The organism is Hymenobacter sp. YIM 151858-1 (assembly GCF_025979705.1).
GTDB lineage: Bacteria > Bacteroidota > Bacteroidia > Cytophagales > Hymenobacteraceae > Solirubrum.
Genome location: NZ_CP110136.1, coordinates 3608850 through 3627736, shown reverse-complemented (window position 1 = coordinate 3627736; position 18887 = coordinate 3608850). Strand labels below are relative to the sequence as shown.

The 18887-nt window shown below is 63.5% G+C and carries 15 protein-coding genes; 11 read left to right on the top strand and 4 right to left on the bottom strand.

From position 1 onward, the window contains the following. The first annotated feature begins 81 nt into the window (after positions 1 to 81). The 6 genes from OIS50_RS16065 (at position 82) to OIS50_RS16040 (ending at position 9124) form a co-directional block, all read left to right on the top strand. Complete coding sequence (locus tag OIS50_RS16065) at positions 82 to 1422, top strand: AAA family ATPase (RefSeq protein ID WP_264691646.1); 1341 nt, start codon at positions 82 to 84, stop codon at positions 1420 to 1422. A gap of 117 nt (positions 1423 to 1539) precedes the next feature. Beyond that, entirely contained in the window at positions 1540 to 2571 is a 1032-nt protein-coding gene (locus tag OIS50_RS16060; protein WP_264691645.1) for a 5-methylcytosine restriction system specificity protein McrC, read from the top strand. Between the two features lie 176 nt (positions 2572 to 2747). After that, the gene (locus tag OIS50_RS16055; RefSeq protein ID WP_264691644.1) at positions 2748 to 4394 is read left to right on the top strand and encodes a TldD/PmbA family protein; all 1647 of its coding nucleotides are present in this window, start codon (positions 2748 to 2750) and stop codon (positions 4392 to 4394) included. A 206-nt stretch (positions 4395 to 4600) separates the two neighbouring features. Beyond that, on the top strand, positions 4601 to 5932 hold the full coding sequence (locus tag OIS50_RS16050) for a TldD/PmbA family protein (RefSeq protein ID WP_264691643.1): 1332 nt from the start codon (positions 4601 to 4603) through the stop codon (positions 5930 to 5932). 141 nt (positions 5933 to 6073) lie between these two features. Further along, positions 6074 to 7723: a TldD/PmbA family protein gene (locus OIS50_RS16045; protein ID WP_264691642.1), complete on the top strand. Its 1650-nt coding sequence runs from the start codon at positions 6074 to 6076 to the stop codon at positions 7721 to 7723. Between the two features lie 75 nt (positions 7724 to 7798). Next, complete coding sequence (locus OIS50_RS16040; protein WP_264691641.1) at positions 7799 to 9124, top strand: TldD/PmbA family protein; 1326 nt, start codon at positions 7799 to 7801, stop codon at positions 9122 to 9124. A gap of 66 nt (positions 9125 to 9190) precedes the next feature. Here OIS50_RS16040 and OIS50_RS16035 read toward each other — a convergent pair whose 3' ends face one another. Both OIS50_RS16035 and OIS50_RS16030 read right to left on the bottom strand, forming a co-directional pair. After that, a complete protein-coding gene (locus OIS50_RS16035) occupies positions 9191 to 9823 on the bottom strand; it encodes a porin family protein (protein WP_264691640.1) in 633 nt (210 codons plus the stop codon). Between the two features lie 120 nt (positions 9824 to 9943). Then, positions 9944 to 10567, bottom strand: a complete 624-nt coding sequence (locus OIS50_RS16030) for a porin family protein (protein WP_264691639.1) — start codon at positions 10565 to 10567, stop codon at positions 9944 to 9946. A gap of 264 nt (positions 10568 to 10831) precedes the next feature. On the opposite strand from OIS50_RS16030, the gene OIS50_RS16025 reads away from it, so the two are divergent. After that, on the top strand, positions 10832 to 11455 hold the full coding sequence (locus tag OIS50_RS16025) for a DUF4159 domain-containing protein (RefSeq protein WP_264691638.1): 624 nt from the start codon (positions 10832 to 10834) through the stop codon (positions 11453 to 11455). A 24-nt stretch (positions 11456 to 11479) separates the two neighbouring features. On the opposite strand, the gene OIS50_RS16020 is transcribed toward OIS50_RS16025, so the two are convergent. Together OIS50_RS16020 and OIS50_RS16015 are read right to left on the bottom strand one after the other, a co-directional pair. Continuing rightward, the gene (locus OIS50_RS16020; RefSeq protein ID WP_264691637.1) at positions 11480 to 12160 is read right to left on the bottom strand and encodes a hypothetical protein; all 681 of its coding nucleotides are present in this window, start codon (positions 12158 to 12160) and stop codon (positions 11480 to 11482) included. 150 nt (positions 12161 to 12310) lie between these two features. Next, complete coding sequence (locus OIS50_RS16015) at positions 12311 to 12973, bottom strand: hypothetical protein (RefSeq protein WP_264691636.1); 663 nt, start codon at positions 12971 to 12973, stop codon at positions 12311 to 12313. A 188-nt stretch (positions 12974 to 13161) separates the two neighbouring features. Between OIS50_RS16015 and OIS50_RS16010 the strand changes: the two genes are divergently transcribed. The 4 genes from OIS50_RS16010 (at position 13162) to OIS50_RS15995 (ending at position 18874) form a co-directional block, all read left to right on the top strand. Further along, complete coding sequence (locus tag OIS50_RS16010) at positions 13162 to 14145, top strand: AAA family ATPase (protein WP_264691635.1); 984 nt, start codon at positions 13162 to 13164, stop codon at positions 14143 to 14145. Positions 14146 to 14161: 16 nt separating this feature from the next. Then, on the top strand, positions 14162 to 15043 hold the full coding sequence (locus OIS50_RS16005) for a DUF58 domain-containing protein (protein ID WP_264691634.1): 882 nt from the start codon (positions 14162 to 14164) through the stop codon (positions 15041 to 15043). Between the two features lie 61 nt (positions 15044 to 15104). Beyond that, on the top strand, positions 15105 to 16655 hold the full coding sequence (locus OIS50_RS16000) for a BatA domain-containing protein (RefSeq protein ID WP_264691633.1): 1551 nt from the start codon (positions 15105 to 15107) through the stop codon (positions 16653 to 16655). After that, on the top strand, positions 16652 to 18874 hold the full coding sequence (locus tag OIS50_RS15995; RefSeq protein ID WP_264691632.1) for a DUF4175 domain-containing protein: 2223 nt from the start codon (positions 16652 to 16654) through the stop codon (positions 18872 to 18874). Before OIS50_RS16000 ends, OIS50_RS15995 begins: the two co-directional genes overlap by 4 nt. Positions 18875 to 18887: the final 13 nt, after the last annotated feature.

Genomic DNA, 18887 nt, shown 5'->3' with positions numbered 1-18887 from the left:
GCGGGGCGCGGCTTTTGCGGGCACCCGGGTTTCCGAACTACTACCGCCCAGTTGGCGTTTTGCCTGTACCTTCCCGTTTGCATGGCCGCTACTCCTACCGCCCCTTCCGAACTGTCGTTGCTTACCCGCGAGCACGTGCTGCGTGCCCTGCGCCAGATCGACCGCGAAGGCACGGAGCTGACGCCCAGCACGGTGTACGATTTGGTGTTTCGGGGTCGGCGCTACCCGCCGCGCCCGGTGGCGCAGCTGGCCTACCGCCTGGCTACCGGCCACACCGATGCCGAGTGGCCGCTGCCCGCCGGCGCGCCCACCAACCAAGTGCTCGAAGGCCTGAGCTTTACCGTAACCACCAAGCGCCCGACGCTGGCCAACTCGCCGCTTGATGGCGACGTGGCCGCGCAGGAGGCCTTGCAGCAGCTTTACACCGGCCTGGCCGCCGACGAAGTGCCGCAGCCCACCAGCAAAAAGGCCCCGGCGCCCGCCGCTCTGCCCGCTGCCGCTCCGCAAGCGCAAGAGCCCCCAACAGCTTACGGCGCCGCCCCGGCCGAAGCCTACGACCGCAGCATGGCTTTGCAGGAGCTGTTTGTTTCGGCCGAAAAGCTGGATGATGCCTTGGCGGGCCTAGGTCGGAAGAAGAACCTGATTTTGCAGGGGCCACCCGGCACAGGCAAAACCTTTCTGGCCCGGCGGCTGGCCTGGCTGCTGCTCGGTACTACCGACGAGTCGCGCATCGAGCTGGTGCAGTTTCATCCGAGCTACAGCTACGAGGATTTCGTGCAGGGCTTCCGGCCCGATGGGCAGGGCGGTTTTCGGCTGGCCGATGGCGTGCTGCCCGACGTATGCCGCCGCGCCGCCCAGGAGCCGCAACGCCCTTTTGTGCTGCTGATTGATGAAATAAACCGCGGGCACCTGAACCGCATTTTCGGCGAGCTGCTGGTGTTGCTCGAGGCCGATAAGCGCGGGCCGCGCCACGCCGTGCGGCTGCCCTACGCGCCGGCCGATGCCCCTAGGTTTTTCGTGCCCGACAACCTGTACCTGATCGGCACCATGAACACCGCCGACCGCTCGTTGGCCCCGCTCGATTACGCCCTGCGCCGCCGCTTTGCCTTCGTGCCAATGCAGCCCGAGTTTGGCGAGCCGCTGCGCCAGCTGCTCTCGCGCCGCGGGGTGCCGGCCCTGGTAACCGAGCGCCTGCTGCTGCGCCTCAACGAGCTCAACCAAGCCATTGCCGACGACCCCGAGCTCGGCCCCGATTTCCAGCTCGGCCACAGCTACTTCTGCCAACCGCCCGCCGATGCTGCGGCTGCCGCCAACTGGCTCACGCTGGTACTGGAGCAGGAAATAGCGCCCTTGCTCGATGATTACTGGTTCGACCAACCGGCCCAGGCCGCCGCGCACAAGCAGCGGTTGTTGTCGGCCTGAATCAGACGCTGACGACTTAGCCCGCAGAGGGCGCGGAGGCTTGCGCAGAAGCCGCAGAGGCCGGCCTGATGGCGCCGTTCACAAAATCCGCTAAATCCGAAAAATCCGTCTTAATCCGTGGTCCCGATACAAAACCTGCACTACCTGCTCTGCTACGCCTGGAACCGGCTGCCCGGCCAGGGCGAGTGGCAGCACCTGGAGGCCAGCACGTTTCATCGGCCGCTGGAGCTGCTCACGCACATGCTGCTGGCCGGCACGCGGCGGCTGTTGCAGCAGGGCTTGCCCCTGGGCTACGCCGAGCGCGAGGAAGAGCTAACCGAGCTGCGCGGCCGCGTACTGCTCGCGCCTACCCTGTCGCGCGACCTGCTGCGGCAGGGCCGCGCCGTTTGTGCCTACGACGACCTAGGGCCGAACACCCCGTTCAACCGCCTGCTGGCCGGCACCTTGGAGGTGCTCGGCCGCACCCGGCATTTGCCGGCCGCGCTGCGCCAGGAGGTGCGCCGCCTGCGGGCGCGCTTTCCGGAAGAGCTGGAGGCCGCCCCGTTTACCCGCCATGAGCTGCGCGCGGTGCGCCGCCTGCGCCTGCCGGGGCAAGAGGGCTTTTTGCTGAACATCTGCGACCTGATTTACCGCACCGCCCTGCCCGATACCGATGCCGAAGGCCGCACCCGTTTCCACGATTTTCGCCGCGACGAAGCATTGATGGCCGGCATCTTTGAGCGGTTTGTGCGCAACTTCTACCGGCTCGAGCAGCGCCGCTACCGCGTGCTATCGGAAACCATTGGCTGGCAGGCCGAAGCCGAGCGCCCCGAGGACCTGGGGCTGCTACCCAATATGATTACCGACACCAGCCTGGAGTCGGCGGAGCGGAAGATCATCCTCGATACCAAGTACTACGCCGCGGCCCTAAAACCCCATTACGACCGGCAACGCCTCATTGCGCCGCACCTCTACCAGCTCTTCGCCTATTTGCAAAACCAGGTACCTAGGGCCGGGCAGCAGCTCGAAGGCGTGCTGCTGTACCCAGCCGCCACCCACGAGGCCGACCTGCGCTATACCCTAGGTGGTTTTCCGGTGCGCGTCGTCACCATCGACCTGAACCAGCCGTGGCCCGGCATAGCCGCCGATTTGCTCGGCTTGGTAGCTTAGCCTGTTACGCTTGCTGCAACCGACAGCCCCTCTGCCGCCGCGGAGGGGCTGTTGGGTTTTCTGCGGGCATCTGCTGAAAATCATGCAGCCTTGGCAAAGTCATTTCGTCCTTCTTTTTGCAACTCCGGGCTTTTCCCGCTAAACTTCCCTCACCGTATTCACTAACCAGTACCCACTTGAAACGACGTGATTTTGTCGGGCTTACCGGCCTAGGGGTCGGCGCCCTGTTCTTGCCGAGCTTTCCGGGCTTTGGCGGCACGCCCGTTGATGCGGCGCGCCTGCTCGAGCCCTTCGATGCGGCGATGAACAAACGCCTGGCCGACTCGGCGCTGAACGCGGCTAAATCGGCCGGCGCTACCTACGCCGACGTGCGTATTGGCCGCTACCTCAACCAAAGCGTTTTCACCCGCGAAAAGCAGGTGCAGAACATTGCCAACGGCGAAAGCCTGGGTGCGGGCGTGCGGGTACTGGCCAACGGTACGTGGGGTTTTGCCGCCACCAACCAGCTGAACGAGCAGGGCCTTGCCAAAGCCGCGCAGCTGGCCGTGCAAATTGCCAAAGCCAACTCCAAGGTGCAGAAGGAGCCGGTGAAATTGGCTCCGCAAAAGGGTTTCGGCGAGGTTACCTGGAAGACCCCCATTCAGCAAAACGCGTTTGAGGTACCCGTAGCCCAGAAAGTAGAGCTGCTGCTGGCCGCCAACGCCAAAGCCCTCGACAACGGCGCCAACTTCGTGAACTCGGCCCTGTTCCAGGTGAACGAGCAGAAGTACTTCGCCAGCACCGACGGCTCGTACATCAACCAGGATATTCACCGCATCTGGCCGAACTTCAGCGTAACGGCCGTCGACCGCGGCACAGGCAAGTTTAAAACCCGCGAAGCCCTGAGCGCGCCCATGGGCCTGGGCTACGAGTACCTGGTGCCGAAGGCGCAGGACAAGATTGCCGGCCCCGCCGACACCGGCCTGATTGGCTACAAAAATTCGTACGACATTCTGGAAGACGCCGCTTTGGCCGCTAAGCAAGCCAAAGGCAAGCTGACGGCCCCGTCGGTTACGCCGGGTAAGTACGACCTCGTGCTCGACCCCAACCACCTAGGTCTCACCATCCACGAATCGGTGGGCCACCCCCTCGAGCTCGACCGCGTGCTGGGCTACGAGGCCAACTACGCCGGCACCTCGTTCGCTACGCTCGATTGGCGCAAGCAGGGCAAACCCTACGGCTCGAAGCTCGTCAACATCGTGGCCGATAAGCTGCAGCCCGGCTCCCTAGGTGCCGTGGGCTACGACGACGAGGGCGTAAAAACCAAGGAGTGGGATTTGATCAAGGACGGCAAGCTGGTGGACTACCAGAAGATCCGCGACCAGGCGCACATCGTGGGCCAGAACGAATCGGATGGTTGCTGCTACGCCGACTCCTGGGACTCGGTACAGTTCCAGCGCATGCCCAACGTGAGCCTGCGCCCCGGCACCCAGAAAATGAGCGTCGACGACATGGTGCGGAACGTGGACAAGGGCATTTACATCGCCGGCCGCGGTTCGTACTCCATCGACCAGCAGCGCTACAACTTCCAGTTTGGCGGCACGGTGTACTACGCCATCGAAAAGGGCAAAATCACCGGCCAGATTGAAGACGTGGCCTACCAGGCCAACACGCTGGAATTCTGGAATTCCTGCGCCGCCATCTGCGACCAGTCGGACTACCGCCTGTTCGGCTCGTTCTTCGACGGCAAGGGCCAGCCCTCACAGGTATCGGCCGTGAGCCACGGCTCGGCCACCACGCGCTTCAACGGCGTCAACGTCATCAACACGGCCCGCAAGGTGTAAGCCCCAAACTCCCCTCCTCAGATGAGGAGGGGACGCGGCGAGTTTACTCGCCGCTGGCGTGGTTGAACGTCGTTGCTGACGATGTTTTTCTAGGTAGTTACTACCTAACGCCCGTCAACCACCCCAGCGTCCACTGCGTGGCCGCATCCCCTCCTCATCTGAGGAGGGGAGCTTTCCTCCTCTCTCCTCAAGATCTTTCCTTTACAATGGCTATTCTTTCCCGTGACGAAGCCCAGAGCATCCTGAAAAAGGTGCTGAGCTTCACCACCGCCGACGAGTGCGAAGCCACGCTCAACGGCACCAACGGCGGCAACATTCGCACGGCCCGCAACACGGTGAGCACCGCCGGTGCCGTCGACAACATTTCGCTGGCCGTAGAGGCCCGCTTTGGCAAACGCTCGGGTGTGGCCACCTGCAACCAGTTCGACGATGCTACCCTGCGCCGCTGCGTGCAGCGCGCCGAAGAGGTGGCCCGCCTGGCGCCCGAAAGCCCCGAGTACGTGCCCCTGCTGGGTGCGCAGCAGTACCTCACGGCCAACTCGTTTGCGCAAAGCACGGCCGGCATCACGCCCGATTACCGCGCCTCGCAAGCCCTGGCCGGCATTAAGCTGTGCGACCAGAAGAAGCTCAGCTCGGCTAGCTTCCTCGAAGACGAATCGGGCTTTATTGCCAAGCGCAACAACAAAGGCCTCGAGGCTTACCAGCAGTTCACCAACCTCGATTTCTCGGTAACGGTGCGCACGCCCGACGGCCTCGGCTCGGGCTACGCCGCCGGCGACTTCACCGACATCAGCAAGTTCGACGCGGGCCGCATGACGCAGATTGCGGCCGACAAAGCCGCTGCTTCGGTGGGCGCCAAGGCCATTGAGCCGGGCAAGTACACCGTAATTCTGGAGCCCGCCGCCTTGGTATCGAACACCGATGCCTCGCTGCTGGGCGCGCTGATGAGCGCCTTCGATGCCCGCTCGGCCGACGAGGGCCGCTCGTTCCTGAGCAAGAAAGGTGGCGGCAACAAGAAGGGCGAAAAGCTGTTCGACGAGCGCGTTACCATTTACTCCGACCCCACGTCGGCCGACATTCCGGGCCTGGTGTTTGCCGGCGACGGCCGCCCGCGCCAGAAGACGACCTGGATTGAGAAGGGCGTGGTGAAGAACCTGTACTCGTCGCGCTTCTGGGCCCAAAAAGCTGGTATTCCGGACATTCCCGGCCCCAGCGGTTTCATCATGGCGGGCGGCACCGCCTCCACCGCCGACCTGATCAAGAGCACCCAAAAGGGCATCCTGGTAACGCGCCTGTGGTACATCCGCCCGGTTGACCCGCAAACGCTGCTGTACACGGGCCTCACCCGCGACGGTACGTTCTACATCGAGAACGGCAAAATCAAGCACCCGGTGAAGAACTTTCGCTTCAACGAGTCGCCCATCATCATGCTCAACAACCTAGAGGCCATTGGTCGCCCGGTGCGCCTGGGCGGCAACTTCGTGCCCCCGCTGAAGATCCGCGACTTTACCTTCACCTCGCTTTCCGACGCTGTTTAAGCCCGCAGCGCTGCCGCGTGCAGCGGACCCCGTTCGGCCCGGCCGGGCGGGGTCTTTTTGCACTGTGCCCTAGGTGCCTGCCCGGCACTTGGGGTCAGGCACCTGGTTCTCTCCTCCTCTCACTGCCTTACCCTTAATACCTTGAAACGTCGCGACTTTGTGGGCCTTACCAGCCTGGCTGCCGGTGCCCTGTTCCTGCCTTCGTTCCCGAGCCTGGCCGGCGAGCCGGTAGAGCTGGCCCGCCTGCTCGATCCGGTAATGGATGCCGCCATCAACAAACGCTTAGCCGATGCAGCCCTGAACGCGGCCAAATCGGCGGGCGCTACCTATGCTGATGTGCGCATCGGCCGCTACCTCAACCAGGCGCTGTTTACCCGCGAAAAGCAGGTGCAGAACATTGCCAACACCGAAAGCTACGGCGCCGGGGTGCGCGTAATTGTCAACGGTACCTGGGGCTTTGCGGCTACCAACAACGTATCGGAAGCGGGCTTGGCCAAAGCCGCCCAGCTGGCTGTGCAAATTGCCAAAGCCAACGCCAAAGCCCAGAAAGAGCCCGTGAAGCTGGCCCCGCAGAAAGGCTACGGCGAGGTGTCGTGGAAAGCACCCATTCAGCAAAACGCGTTTGAGGTGCCGATTGCCCAAAAGGTTGACTTGCTGCTGGCCGCCAACGCCAAGGCTATGGAGAACGGCGCGTCGTTCGTGAATTCGGCCCTGTTTCAGGTGAACGAGCAGAAGTACTTCGCCTCTACCGACGGCTCGTACATCGATCAGGACATTCACCGCATCTGGCCCACGTTCGGCATTACCGTGGTCGACCGCAGCACGGGCAAGTTCCGGACGCGGCAGGCCCTGAGTGCCTCCATGGGCCTGGGCTACGAGTACCTCACGCCTAAAGCCCAGGACAAGATTGCCGGCCCGGCTGGCTCCGATGTTATCGGCTACCGGAACTCGTACGACATTCTGGAGGACGCCGCTTTGGCCGCCAAGCAAACCAAGCAAAAGCTCACGGCAAAATCGGTTACGCCGGGCAAGTACGACCTCGTGCTCGATCCGCATCACCTAGGTCTGACCATCCACGAATCGGTGGGCCACCCCCTCGAGCTCGACCGCGTGCTGGGCTACGAAGCCAACTTTGCGGGCACCTCGTTCGCCACGTTGGACTGGAAAAAACAAGGCAAGCCCTACGGCTCGAAGCTCGTCAACATTGTGGCCGACAAACGCCAGCCCGGCTCCCTAGGTGCCGTGGGCTACGACGACGAAGGGGTGCAAACCAAGGAGTGGGACCTGATTAAGGAGGGCAAATTAGTGGACTACCAGAAGATCCGCGACCAGGCGCACATCGTGGGCCAAAACGAGTCGGACGGCTGCTGCTACGCGCAATCGTGGCAGGATGTGCAGTTCCAGCGCATGCCCAACGTGAGCCTGCAGCCGAGCAAAACCAAGCTCTCGGTTGATGACATGGTGAAGAACGTGGAGAAAGGCATCTACATCGCCGGCAATGGCTCCTTCTCCATCGACCAGCAGCGCTACAACTTCCAGTTTGGTGGGCAGGTATTCTACGCCATCGAGAACGGCAAAATCACGGGTATGCTGGAGGACGTGGCCTACCAGGCCAACACGCTGGAATTCTGGAACTCCTGCGCCGCCACCTGCGACCAGTCGGACTACCGCCTCGTGGGCTTTTTCAACGACGGCAAAGGCCAGCCCTCGCAGAGCTCGGCCGTGAGCCACGGCTCGGCCACCACGCGCTTCAACGGCGTGAACGTGATTAACACCGCCCGGAAAATCTAGCGCAGCACAAAAGCGCCCCTCCTCAGCTGAGGAGGGGCGCTTTTGGGTTCTTCTCTCCTCTCTCAACAGCAACCAATGCCTATCCTATCAAAAGATGATGCCCAGGCCATTCTGAAGAAGGTCATGAGCTTCACGAAAGCCGACGAGTGCGAGGCGAACCTAAACGGGCGCACCTCGGGCAACGTGCGCTACGCCCGCAACACGGTAACCACGGCCGGCGCGGCCGATAACGTGTCGTTGGTGGTGCAGTGCTGGTTTGGGCGCCGCTCGGGCGTGGCCACCTGCAACCAGTTCGACGACGAGACGCTGCGCCGCTGCGTGCAGCGCGCCGAGGAAATTGCCCGCCTCGCGCCCGAAGACCCCGACTACATGCCGCGCCTCAGTCCGCAGCAGTACCTCACGGCCAACTCGTTTGCCCAAAGCACCGCCAGCATCACGCCCGATTTTCGGGCCCAGGCCGCCGGCGACAGCATTGCCCTCTGCGAAGCGCGCAAGCTTACGGCCGCTGGCTACCTCGAGGACGGCGCCAGCTTTGCGGCCATCCGGAACAGCAAAGGCCTGGAGGCTTACCAGCAGTTTACCAACCTCGACTTTTCGGTGACGGTGCGCACCCCCGACGGCCTCGGCTCGGGCTACGCCGTGGCCGACTATACCGATGCCGCCAAGCTCGATGCCAAAGCCCTGACCAAGGTAGCCGCCGATAAGGCCTCGGCTTCCGTCAGCGCCAAGGCCATTGAACCGGGCAAGTACACCGTAATTCTGGAACCCGCCGCGCTGGTATCCGACGAAGGCCTGATTAACCGCTTGGTGTATGCATTCGACGCGCGTGAGGCCGACGAGGGACGCTCGTTCCTGAGCAAGAAAGGCGGCGGCACGCGCAAAGGCGAAAAGCTGTTCGACTCGCGCGTGAGCATCAGCATTGACCCAACCAACCCGCTGGCACCCAGCGGCGTGTTCGACAACGAAGGCCTGCCGGTGCAAAAGCTGCCCATCATCGAGAAGGGCGTGGTGAAGAACCTGTACTACTCGCGCTACTGGGCCGAGAAGAACAAGGTGGCGCCCACCGGCTTCGCGGGCAACTTCATCATGGAAGGCGGCACCGCCTCCACGGCCGACCTCATCAAGAGCACCCAAAAAGGCATCCTGGTAACGCGCCTGTGGTACATCCGCGACGTGGACCCGCAGACGTTGCTGGTAACGGGCCTGACGCGCGACGGGACGTTCTACATCGAGAACGGCAAAATCAAGCACCCGATCAAGAACATGCGCTTCAACGAGTCGCCGGTGATTATGCTGAACAACATTGAGGCCGTGGGCCGGGCGCAGCGCCTAGGTGGCAACCTGGTGCCCCCGCTCAAGATCCGCGACTTCACCTTCACCTCGCTCTCCGACGCGGTGTAGGCTTCCATCAACGCCAACAAAAAAGCCCGGCCTAGGTGGCCGGGCTTTTTTGTGGAGTTGGCAGCACTACTTGTTGCTCATCCGGATGGCGAGGTAGCCCTGGAACACGCGGTTTTTCAGGCGCGGGTCGTTGGCGCTGCGGATGTCGTCGAAGTCCTCGATGTTGCTCAGGCCCGAGTTGAAGCGGCCACCTAGGGAGAGGTTCTTGGTCACTTCCAGCTCGAGGCCGGCGCACAGGCTGTAGTCCTGCTTCTTGTACTGGTCGGTTACTTGCCCGCTCACGTTGCTGTACTGCGGCTGGCCCGAGGCGGAGTAGCCCGTCAGGAGCACGCCGGTTTCTTTGGCCGTGAGCAGCACCCCGAACTGCGGGCCGCCCTGCAGGTGCACAGGCCCGATTTTTACATCGAGCAGCAGGGGCAGGTTGAGGTAGTGCAGCTTGGTTTCGTAGTCCTCTTGCCCGCCCTTAAACTCGCCGCCTTGCAGCGAGTACAGCAGCTCGGGCCGGAGGGAGAGCGGACCAATGATGTTGTAGTTGTAGAAGATGCCGGCGTGGTAGGTGATTTTGTAATCCGACTTGGCCGATATCCGTTCGCCGTCGAGCACGGCGGCGTTGGCCCCGCCCTTCACGCCGAAATACTGAGCTTGGGCGGCGGCACCCGTAAACACGCTCAGCAGCAACAACAGCAGGAGTTTTTTCATGGCGAAAACGACGCGAGAGGTAAAAAAGCTGCGCAAGTTCCGGCGCTGCCGCCGCCTTTCCAATAGCATATTTGGGTGGTACCGGGCAGCTGCCCCAGGTGCTCACCTATTGCCCGGTACCTAGGGCAGCTGAAAGGCCACGAAGCCCTGCACCACGCGGTTGCGCAGCCGCTCGTCGTTGAGGCCCGTGATGCTCTTCACATCGTTTACATCGCTCAGGCCGGCCACAAACCGCGCGCCTACCGACAGCCCCCCGATCAGCTTAAAGCCTGCCCCTACGCACAGGCTCATGTCGGTTTTCTCGTAGCGGCTCCAGGCGTCGCGGGCGCGCGAGGCCACCACGGCGGCGCCGTTTTCGTCCTGGCCCACCATCACTTCGCCTTCTTCGCGGGCCTTCAGCAAAAAGCCGAATTGCGGGCCGGCCTCTACGTAGGCCCGGGCAATGCGCACTTTGGCCACCAGCGGCGCGTAGAGGTAGTGCAGCTTGGTATCGAAGTTGGTAGCGGCCGATTTGAAGCTGCCGCCCTGCAGCGAGTACTGCAGCTCGGGCTGAATGTAAATCGGACCTAGGATTTTGGCTTCGTAGAAAACGCCTACGTGGTGCGTGGTTTTAAATTCGGATCGGGCCGAAATGTTGTCGCCATCGAGCAGGGCGGCATTCAGGCCCGCTTTCACGCCGAGTTGGGCGTGGGCCGAGCCGGCCGCAAGCAGGCCGCCCAGGAGTAACAAAGCAGTTGGTTTCATAGCGTTAGGCGTAAGCAGAGCGGAGAAAAGTCCGTGTACTTACGCAACGCCGCCGCAAGCGGCTGAACAGTAGCACCAAACGTAGCTGGTTGAAGTATGCCGCAGGGGACGCAGCGCCGCGGCGGCAAATTTGTTCTCGGGCCCGAAACCCGATGGCTACTTTGGAAGGCCCACGCTAAATTTCGGAATGTTGGGCCTGGGCGTACGTCCTGCCTGGGCCAGCTTGTGTCTCTGTTGGCAATACCCGCCGAGTTCCTCCTTCCCGTGCCCACTCCTTTCACCTTCGTGCGTCTCAGCTACCGCTCCGGCGACTGGGATGCCGTAGACGAACGCATGCCCGCCAACCTGCTGCACTCGCTGATTGAGTACACCACCGTGAAGGTGAACCTCAAGGAGAAGGTGGTGGCCCTCGATTCGCCGGAGCTGTTCAACTACCCGTTTTGCTACCTCTCGGGCCACCGGTTGGTGCAGTTCACGGCGGCCGAGAAAAAGAACTTCACGCAGTACGTGCGCAACGGCGGCTTCGTGTTCGTCGACGACTGCAACCACGACATCGACGGGCTGTTTGCGCGCTCGTTTGAGGAGCAAATGCGCAGCTGCTTCGGGGCGGGCGCGCTGAAGAAGCTGCCCAACTCGCACCCCATCTACTCGCAGTTTTTCAAGTTTAAGGATGGCCCGCCGGCCACCACCTTCGAGCTGAACGGCTGGGGCGACGACCTGATCCACGACTACCTGAAGGCCGTAGAAATCAAGGGCCGCATCGGGGTGCTGTATTCCAACAAGGATTACGGCTGCGAGTGGGATTACGACTTCCGCAACAAGCGCTTTCTGGCCGAAGACAACACCAAGTTTGGGGTGAATATTTTGCTGTATGCCCTCACGGCGTAGGGGCGCGTTGCACGCGCAGTCGGGCTAAAATTGCAAACCTATTCCGCCGCGCAGGCTGAGACTTGGTCCGGTGCTCATAAAGCCGCTTGAATGATCAAGCTCTACAGGTTGTCCCGACGAAGAGGTCGGTTCGCCCAGCGGCAGCCACAGCCCCAAGCCTAGTGCATTGTCGCTTACGTAGCGCACCCGCCCTTTGCCGAAGCAAATTTGCCAGCCAAGCCTCAGCGTAGCGCCTGCACGATAAGCCGTAATCCAGTCGCTATCCGCTGATAACCAATATTCCTGCCCGCGCAGCTTGCGGTAGTTCAGGCCGGTTTCTGCGTACATGCCCGACATAAACCTATCGGCCCGCTCTGAGGGCATGATATAATATCGCCAGCCGACCGAGCCGCCGCTGCGGTGTTGTTTCCCACTCCAAGCGTCGAACAGTAACTCGGCACTTAGGCTTGCACGCTCGGTCACCGCACGCTCGTAGGTTATGAGGTGAGGCCAAGCAAACCTTGCTGACGTTGCAAAAGCTTGGTTGTGTGCATTCAGCGCTGCCCAGCCAAGCCAATCCGTGCGCACCACATTGCGCAACGGTCTGCGCTTGGCCGTGCTGTCGGACTGCGCCTGCATTGCCAAGGCATCTGATGCGGTAACAAGGCTGATGGCAACTCCTGCTGAGACTATGTTGAGCTGGAAACGAAGTACAGTTGGGTTCATGCTTCTTGCTTAATTAATAAACGAAAGCCGATTGAGCTGTTGTTTAGCGCTTTCGGATAAAGAATAATAACGCTTCACCCCGACGGGTTCGAGACGCAATGATAGTGGCAATGCGCCAGTTGTTGCGCGGGACGCCTCGCTGCGGGCCCATCAGAACCAGAAACCCAGGCCCAGCCGGGCGTCGGCTGCGCGTCCGTTTATTTCATATTGGGTTTCCTCGCTGTACTGGCGCCACGGGTCGAAATAAGGTTGTTCGTTTATCCGTGTGTAGGCACACACCTCCACGGAGGCATCCACGAACAAGCGGGGCAGGCGCTTGCAAACAGGCGCCTGAATGCCTGCCACCATGCCACCGCCCAAAAAGCGGCGCAGCGGGTCGGGCTCGGTGCCCGGAAAGCTGCCCTCGATGCGCAGGGCCTGGTAGCGGATGGTGGGGCCCGCGTACAGCCCCCTAAGCAGCGAAGCGGGCCGCTTCCACGGCCAGTAAAAGCGCCCCTGCAGGGTTGCGCCCGACGCCCGCGCCGGGAGGTACACGCCGCCGGCCAACCCTTCGACCAGCAAGCTTGCCCGCCGCCCCAAATGCCTTTCGTAACCGATTCGCAGGGGCCACATTGGCATAAAAGGGCCCATAATGCTGCTGGCGGCAGTAGCATAAATGGGCTGCGCGAAATCGAGGCGCAGGCTGTTACGCCAGGGTTTGGGCGCGGTGGCCGAGTCGGGCGAAGCCGCAGTTGGGGCAGCGGCGGCAGCGTACGGCAGCAAACCGGCCAGCAGCAGCCAGCAGCGCACACGCCATGCATTGGGGAACACCATCGATATATTTTATGGAATAGGGTAAGCCAAAGTAGAGGCGCCTGCTTAGCTTCACAAGCCAAGTGTGCGCCTGATCAGACTTTGGGATTCGCGGGTAAATCAGCAAATCTGCCCGCGCTAAGCAGCTTTGGGCAAGTATTGCTGACTTTATCCCCGAACCTTTACGCCACCCTCACCCCGACCCCCACTTGACCGAACAAGAACTCCACCGCCTGCTTGATAAACTGCCCCTCCTGCGCCAGGAAATCGGCAAGGTAATCGTGGGCCAGCACGAGGTGCTCGACGAAGTGCTGGTAGCCCTGCTGGCCGGCGGCCATGCCCTGCTCGAAGGCGTACCGGGCCTGGCCAAAACCCTGCTGGTGCGCACGTTGGCCGCCGCCACCGATTTGTCGTTCCGCCGCATTCAGTTCACGCCCGACCTGATGCCCACCGACATTCTGGGCACCGAGATTCTGGAAGAAGACCACGCCACCGGGCACCGCTCGTTTCAGTTTATGCGCGGGCCGGTGTTTGCCAACCTGGTGCTGGCCGACGAAATCAACCGCACGCCGCCCAAAACGCAGGCCGCGCTGCTCGAGGTAATGCAGGAGTTTGAGGTAACATACGCGGGCCAAACGCACCCGCTGCCCGACCCGTTCTTTCTGCTGGCCACGCAAAACCCTATTGAGCAGGCCGGCACCTACCCCTTGCCCGAGGCGCAGCTCGACCGCTTTTTGCTGTACATCCGCATCGGTTACCCTTCGGAGCAAGAGGAGCTGGCCATTTTGCAGGGCACCACGGGCACCTCGGTGGGGCACCCCGAGCCGGTAATTGGCGCCGTTGAGCTGCGGCAGCTGCGGCAGCTGGTGCGCGAGGTAAGCATCAGCCCCGAGCTGCTGCTGTACGTAACGCGCCTGGTGCGGGCCACGCGCCCGGCTGGCTCGCCCGTAAAGTTTATTCAGGAGTACGGCCGCTGGGGCGCGGGGCCGCGCGCCGGCCAGGCCCTGGTGCTGTGCGCCAAAGCCCGCGCCCTGCTCCACGGCCGCTTTGCGGCTACCGCCGAGGATATCCGCCAGCTGGCCGCGCCGGTGCTGCGCCACCGCTTGCTGCTGAACTTTCAGGCCGAAGCCGACCGCCTGACGCCCGACGACGCCGTGGCCGCGATGCTGAAAGAATTATCAATTAATAATTAATAATTATCAATTAAAAATGCTGAGTGCGGCCGATTTGCTTGCCCTGCGCAACCTGCCCCTGGTGGCCCGCCTGATTGCCGAGGGCGGGCAGGCCGGCCTGCACCCCAGCCGCCGGCGCGGCGCGGGCATGGAGTTCAGCCAGTACCGCCCCTACCAACCCGGCGACGACCTGCGCCGCCTCGACTGGCGCCTGGCCGCCCGCTCCGACCGCTACTACATCCGCGAGTCGGATGTGGATACGCGCCTGACCGTGCGGCTGGTACTCGATGCCAGCGCCTCCATGAACCACCCCGACAGCGCCGGCGTGCGCAAGCTCGATTACGCGCGCCTGCTGCTGGCCGGCCTGGCCTACGTGGCGCAGCAACAAGGCGATGCCGTGGGCTTGTACGCGGTGCAGGCCACTGGTTTGCAAACCGTGCCGCCCCGCTCCGATGCCGGCCAGCTGCAGCGTTTGTACCACGCCCTAGGTGCCGTGCAGGCCGCGGGCTCGTTGCCGGGAGTGCCCACCCTTGCGCCGCTGTTTGGGCGGCAAGGCGCTACGGTAACCGTGGTGCTGAGCGACTTATACGACCTGGAGGAAGGCTCCCAGCTCGAGCAAATACTCACGCACCTGCGCGCCGCCGGCGGCGAGGTGATGGTGCTGCACCTGCTCGCGCCCAACGAGCTGACCCTGGATTACCCCGCCGCCGCTACCCTCGAAGACCTCGAAACCGGCCAGCGCCTGCAGCTCGACCCCGCGCAGCGCCCCGAGTACCAGCGGCAGCTCGAGGATTGGCTGCGCCGCACTGAGCAATCGGTGCGCGGCCACGGCCTCGATTACTACCGCCTGCTTACCGACGAGCCGCCCGCTCAGGCCCTACGCCAGGTGCTGCGCCGCCGCCAGGGTGCCCCTGCTTAACCCCGCGGCACGCATCCTTACCTAGGGCCCTCGCGTCTGTTACCTGCTTATTCCGCCAGCTTTGCTCACCTTCGCCCATCCTGCTGCCTTGCTTGCCCTTGCCGGGTTGCTGGTGCCGCTGGCCATCCACCTCTGGAACCGCCGCCCCGGCCGGGTGGTGCCGGTTGGGGCATTGCGCTGGCTGACACCGGGCGCCAACCGCCGCATGCGGCAGCTGCACCTTACGCAGTGGCCTTTGCTGCTGCTACGCCTGGCTTTGCTCGGGCTGCTGCCGTTGGCCGTGGCCGGCCCTAGGTGGAGCCAACCCGCCCCGCCGCTCCGCCCGCAAGTACTGCTAAGCCCAAGCGTGCTGGCCTCGCCGGCGTGGCCCGTGCTGCTGCCCACGCTCGACTCGCTCCGCCGCAGCGGCGCCGAGCTGCGCTACCTGGGCGCTGGGTTCCGGCTACTGCCCGATTCGTTGCCTCAGGCCGCAACAGCTGTCACTGATCAGCAACCCTCTTCCGAATGGTACTGGGCACGCGCTGCCCAAGCGGCCAATAGCTTTCCGAACCGCCCGCTACGCATCTACACCACCGCCGAAACCCGGCACTTTCGGGGCACTCGCCCGCTGCTGCCCGCGCGGGTGCGCTGGCAAACCGTGCCCGCTGCTGCCGATAGCGGCGAGTGGCTGCAAGCAGCCGTGCGGCCTACGCCCGATTCGCTCCGGCTGGTAATTGGCTACGGCAGCGGCGCGCGCACCACCTACCGCAACTACCGCCAGGCTTGGCCCGCGCAGCTGCCGCACACGCTTACGGTGCCCGAACTGCCTGCCTTGCAGTTGGTGAAGCAGGGCAAGCAGCTTGTTGTGAAGCCGGAACAAGCAGATTCGACCAAACCAAGCTCTCAGCCTAATGTATTGGTACAGCAGCCGCTTCGGGTAGCTGTTTACTTCGATGCTAAAACTCATGCCGAAGACGCCCGCTACGTACGCGCGGCGTTGCGTGCAGCCGCCTCGGCTTTCCCGGCGGGCTTGCAGCTGCAGGTAAGCTCTACACCTCCAACCGATTCGCTCGATTGGCTGATTTGGCTGAGCAACTCGCCGGCCCCGGCCGCCGTGCGCGAGCAGGTAAAACACGGCCTGAACTTGTTGAAAACGGCCGGCCCACAGGCACAAGCAGTAACTACCAGCTTCAGCCCGAGTCCTTACGCTACCGCCGCTCAGCTCTTCCGCCGCGCGGCTACTACTTCCCTAGGTGCCCAAAGCCAGGTGCTGTGGCAGGATGCCGCGGGGCAGCCGTTACTCGTGCGTCAGCCAATAGGCCGCGGGGCGGAGTATAGCCTACGCACGCGCGTGCACCCGCAGTGGAGCAGCCTGCCTACCGATGGCCAACTGCCCGAAGTGCTGCTCAACCTCCTGGCCCCGGATACTCACCTAGGCGCTGCTACCGATTACCGCCAGCTCGATGCCGCGCAGGTACTGGCCTCCGCCCCGGCCGATACGCCCGCGAAAAGCCTGCGGCCTACCACCCGCCACGCCGATTTGCAGCCGTGGGTAGCCCTGGCCGCCGGCCTGCTGTTTGGCCTGGAGCGGCTGGTGGCTCGTCGTCGAACTTCAACCGCCACCGCCACATGAGCCACGTTCAGGAGCACCATTCGCACGTAGCGGAGGCACAAGCCCATTTGGCCCGCGTGCGGCGCCAGCACCTAGGGCGTGTGGCCCTCTCGATTGGCCTGATTGGCGCGGGCGCATTGCTGGCTTTGCTAGGCGCGGCGCACCATTGGCCGCAAAGCCGGGCGCTGTGGCTGGGCGTGGGCGTGGCGGCACTGGGCCTGCTGGTGGTGGCGCTGTGGCATTTGCGAGGCTTTGGCACCGAGCACCTCGCGCAACGCCTCGATCGGCACTTTCCGGAGCTGGAAGACAGCACCGGTCTGCTGCTATCCGAACCCGATGGCTTTTTGGCCAAGCTGCAACAGGAGCGCGTTGCCGAGCGCCTGCTGCATTTGCCGCTCTCCACGGCGCTGCGGGTGCCGTGGGCACCTAGGTCCGGCGTGGCCATTGGCTTGGCTGCCCTAGGTGTAGCGCTGTGGTTGTGGCCCGCAGCCCAAGTGCAACCAACAGCGCCTAGGTTGCAGCTGCAGTTTCCGGCCACTACGGCCCAGGCAGCGCAAGCGCCGGCCGCGCCGCGCCTGCTCGCCACCACCGTGCAGGTGCTGCCGCCGGCTTACACGCGCCAGGCCGCTTTTGCTCCCGAAGCGCTGTCGTTCCGCTGCCCCGAGGGCTCTACCATTCGCTGGACGCTGCGCACCGATAAGCCGGCTAAGGCTTCGGAGCTGCTGATTGCCGGGCAGCGTCCGCTGGCGTTTCGGGCGGCGGCTAATCAGCCCAACCAGTACGTGGCCGAGTACCGCGTCAGCAAATCAACGATTTACCGCGTGCGTTTTGCAGGGCAGGAGTCGGAGGACTACGTCATTGAGGTGATGCCCGACCGCGCCCCTACCCTCAAAATGACTTCGCCCAAGCCGTACACTTTGGTGGAATATGGCCGCCGCCCCGAAGTGGCGGTGCGCGTGGCCCTGCAGGATGACTACGGCCTGGCGCGGGCCCGGTTGGTGGTTACTACTGCGCAAGGCTCGGGCGAGGGCGTGAAGTTCGCGGAGCACATCCGCGACTTGAGCGCGGCCCTAGGGAGCAAGCCCCGGCAGCACACGGGCAGCGTTACGCTGCGCCTGCCCGCTTTGGGCCTCACCTACGGCGACGAGCTGTACGTGTACGCCGAGGCCTGGGACAACGCCGGCCACCGCGCCCGCACCGATGCCGCCCTGGTGCAGTGGGAAGACACAAGCGCCACCAGCGGTCCGGCTGCCATTTCGCTGGGCGTCAACCAGATGCCCGCGTACTTCCGCAGCCAGCGCCAGATCATCATCGATACCGAAAAGCTGATTGCCCTGCGCCGCAAGCTGCCCGCTGCCGAGCTGCAAAGCCGCGCCAACAATCTAGGCGACGACCAGAAGATGCTGCGCCTGCGCTACGGCAAGTTTTTGGGCGAAGAATCGGAGAAAGGCATTACCGAAACCTCCACGCGCCCGCCCATTGCCGAAGAAGGCGAAGCCGCTGAGGAAGAAAAGCACAGCGACGACGACGGCCACGACCACGGCCACGAGCACCTGCCCATTGCCGGCGAAGGCGCCCCCAGCACCGAGGCCCTGACGCAGCCCTACATGCACCTGCACGAGGACGAAGAAACCGCCGATTTCTTGGAGCCACAGGTAAAAAGCAAGCTGCGCGCCGTGCTCAACCAAATGTGGGAGGCCGAGCTACGCCTGCGCTTGGCTAAGCTGAACGAAGCGCTGCCGTTTGAGTACCGCGCTTTGCGCTTGCTGAAGGAAGTGCAGCAGCAAACCCGCCTGTACGTGCGCAAATCCGGCGTCGATCTGCCGCCGTTGCCCGAGGCCGAAAAGCGCCTTTCGGGCGACGTAAGCGCGGTGCAGGTGCCCACGCGCCAGGCCCAACGCACGCCGCCGGCTACGCAACCCGCCGTGCGCGCGGCACTGGCGCAAATAGCCGCTTACCGCGCCGGCCAGCGCCCCGCCCCCACCGACCTGGGCCGCTTGCAACCAGCGGGTACGCTCCTGAGCCAGGCAGCGCTTAACCAACCCGGCGCCTCGCTGGCAACGCTGCGCGCCTGGCGCCAGGTGCTGCAGCAAGTGCGGGCGGGCCAGCAGCCCGGCGCCGCCGATTTGGCAACGGTAGAGCGCGCCCTCACGAACTTACTTCCCGTGCCCACCGCGCCGCCGGTGCGGCCGGCTGCGGGCTCTATGTCGCGCCGTTACTTTCAAGAGCTTAGCCGCTAGCCAGCTTTACCCG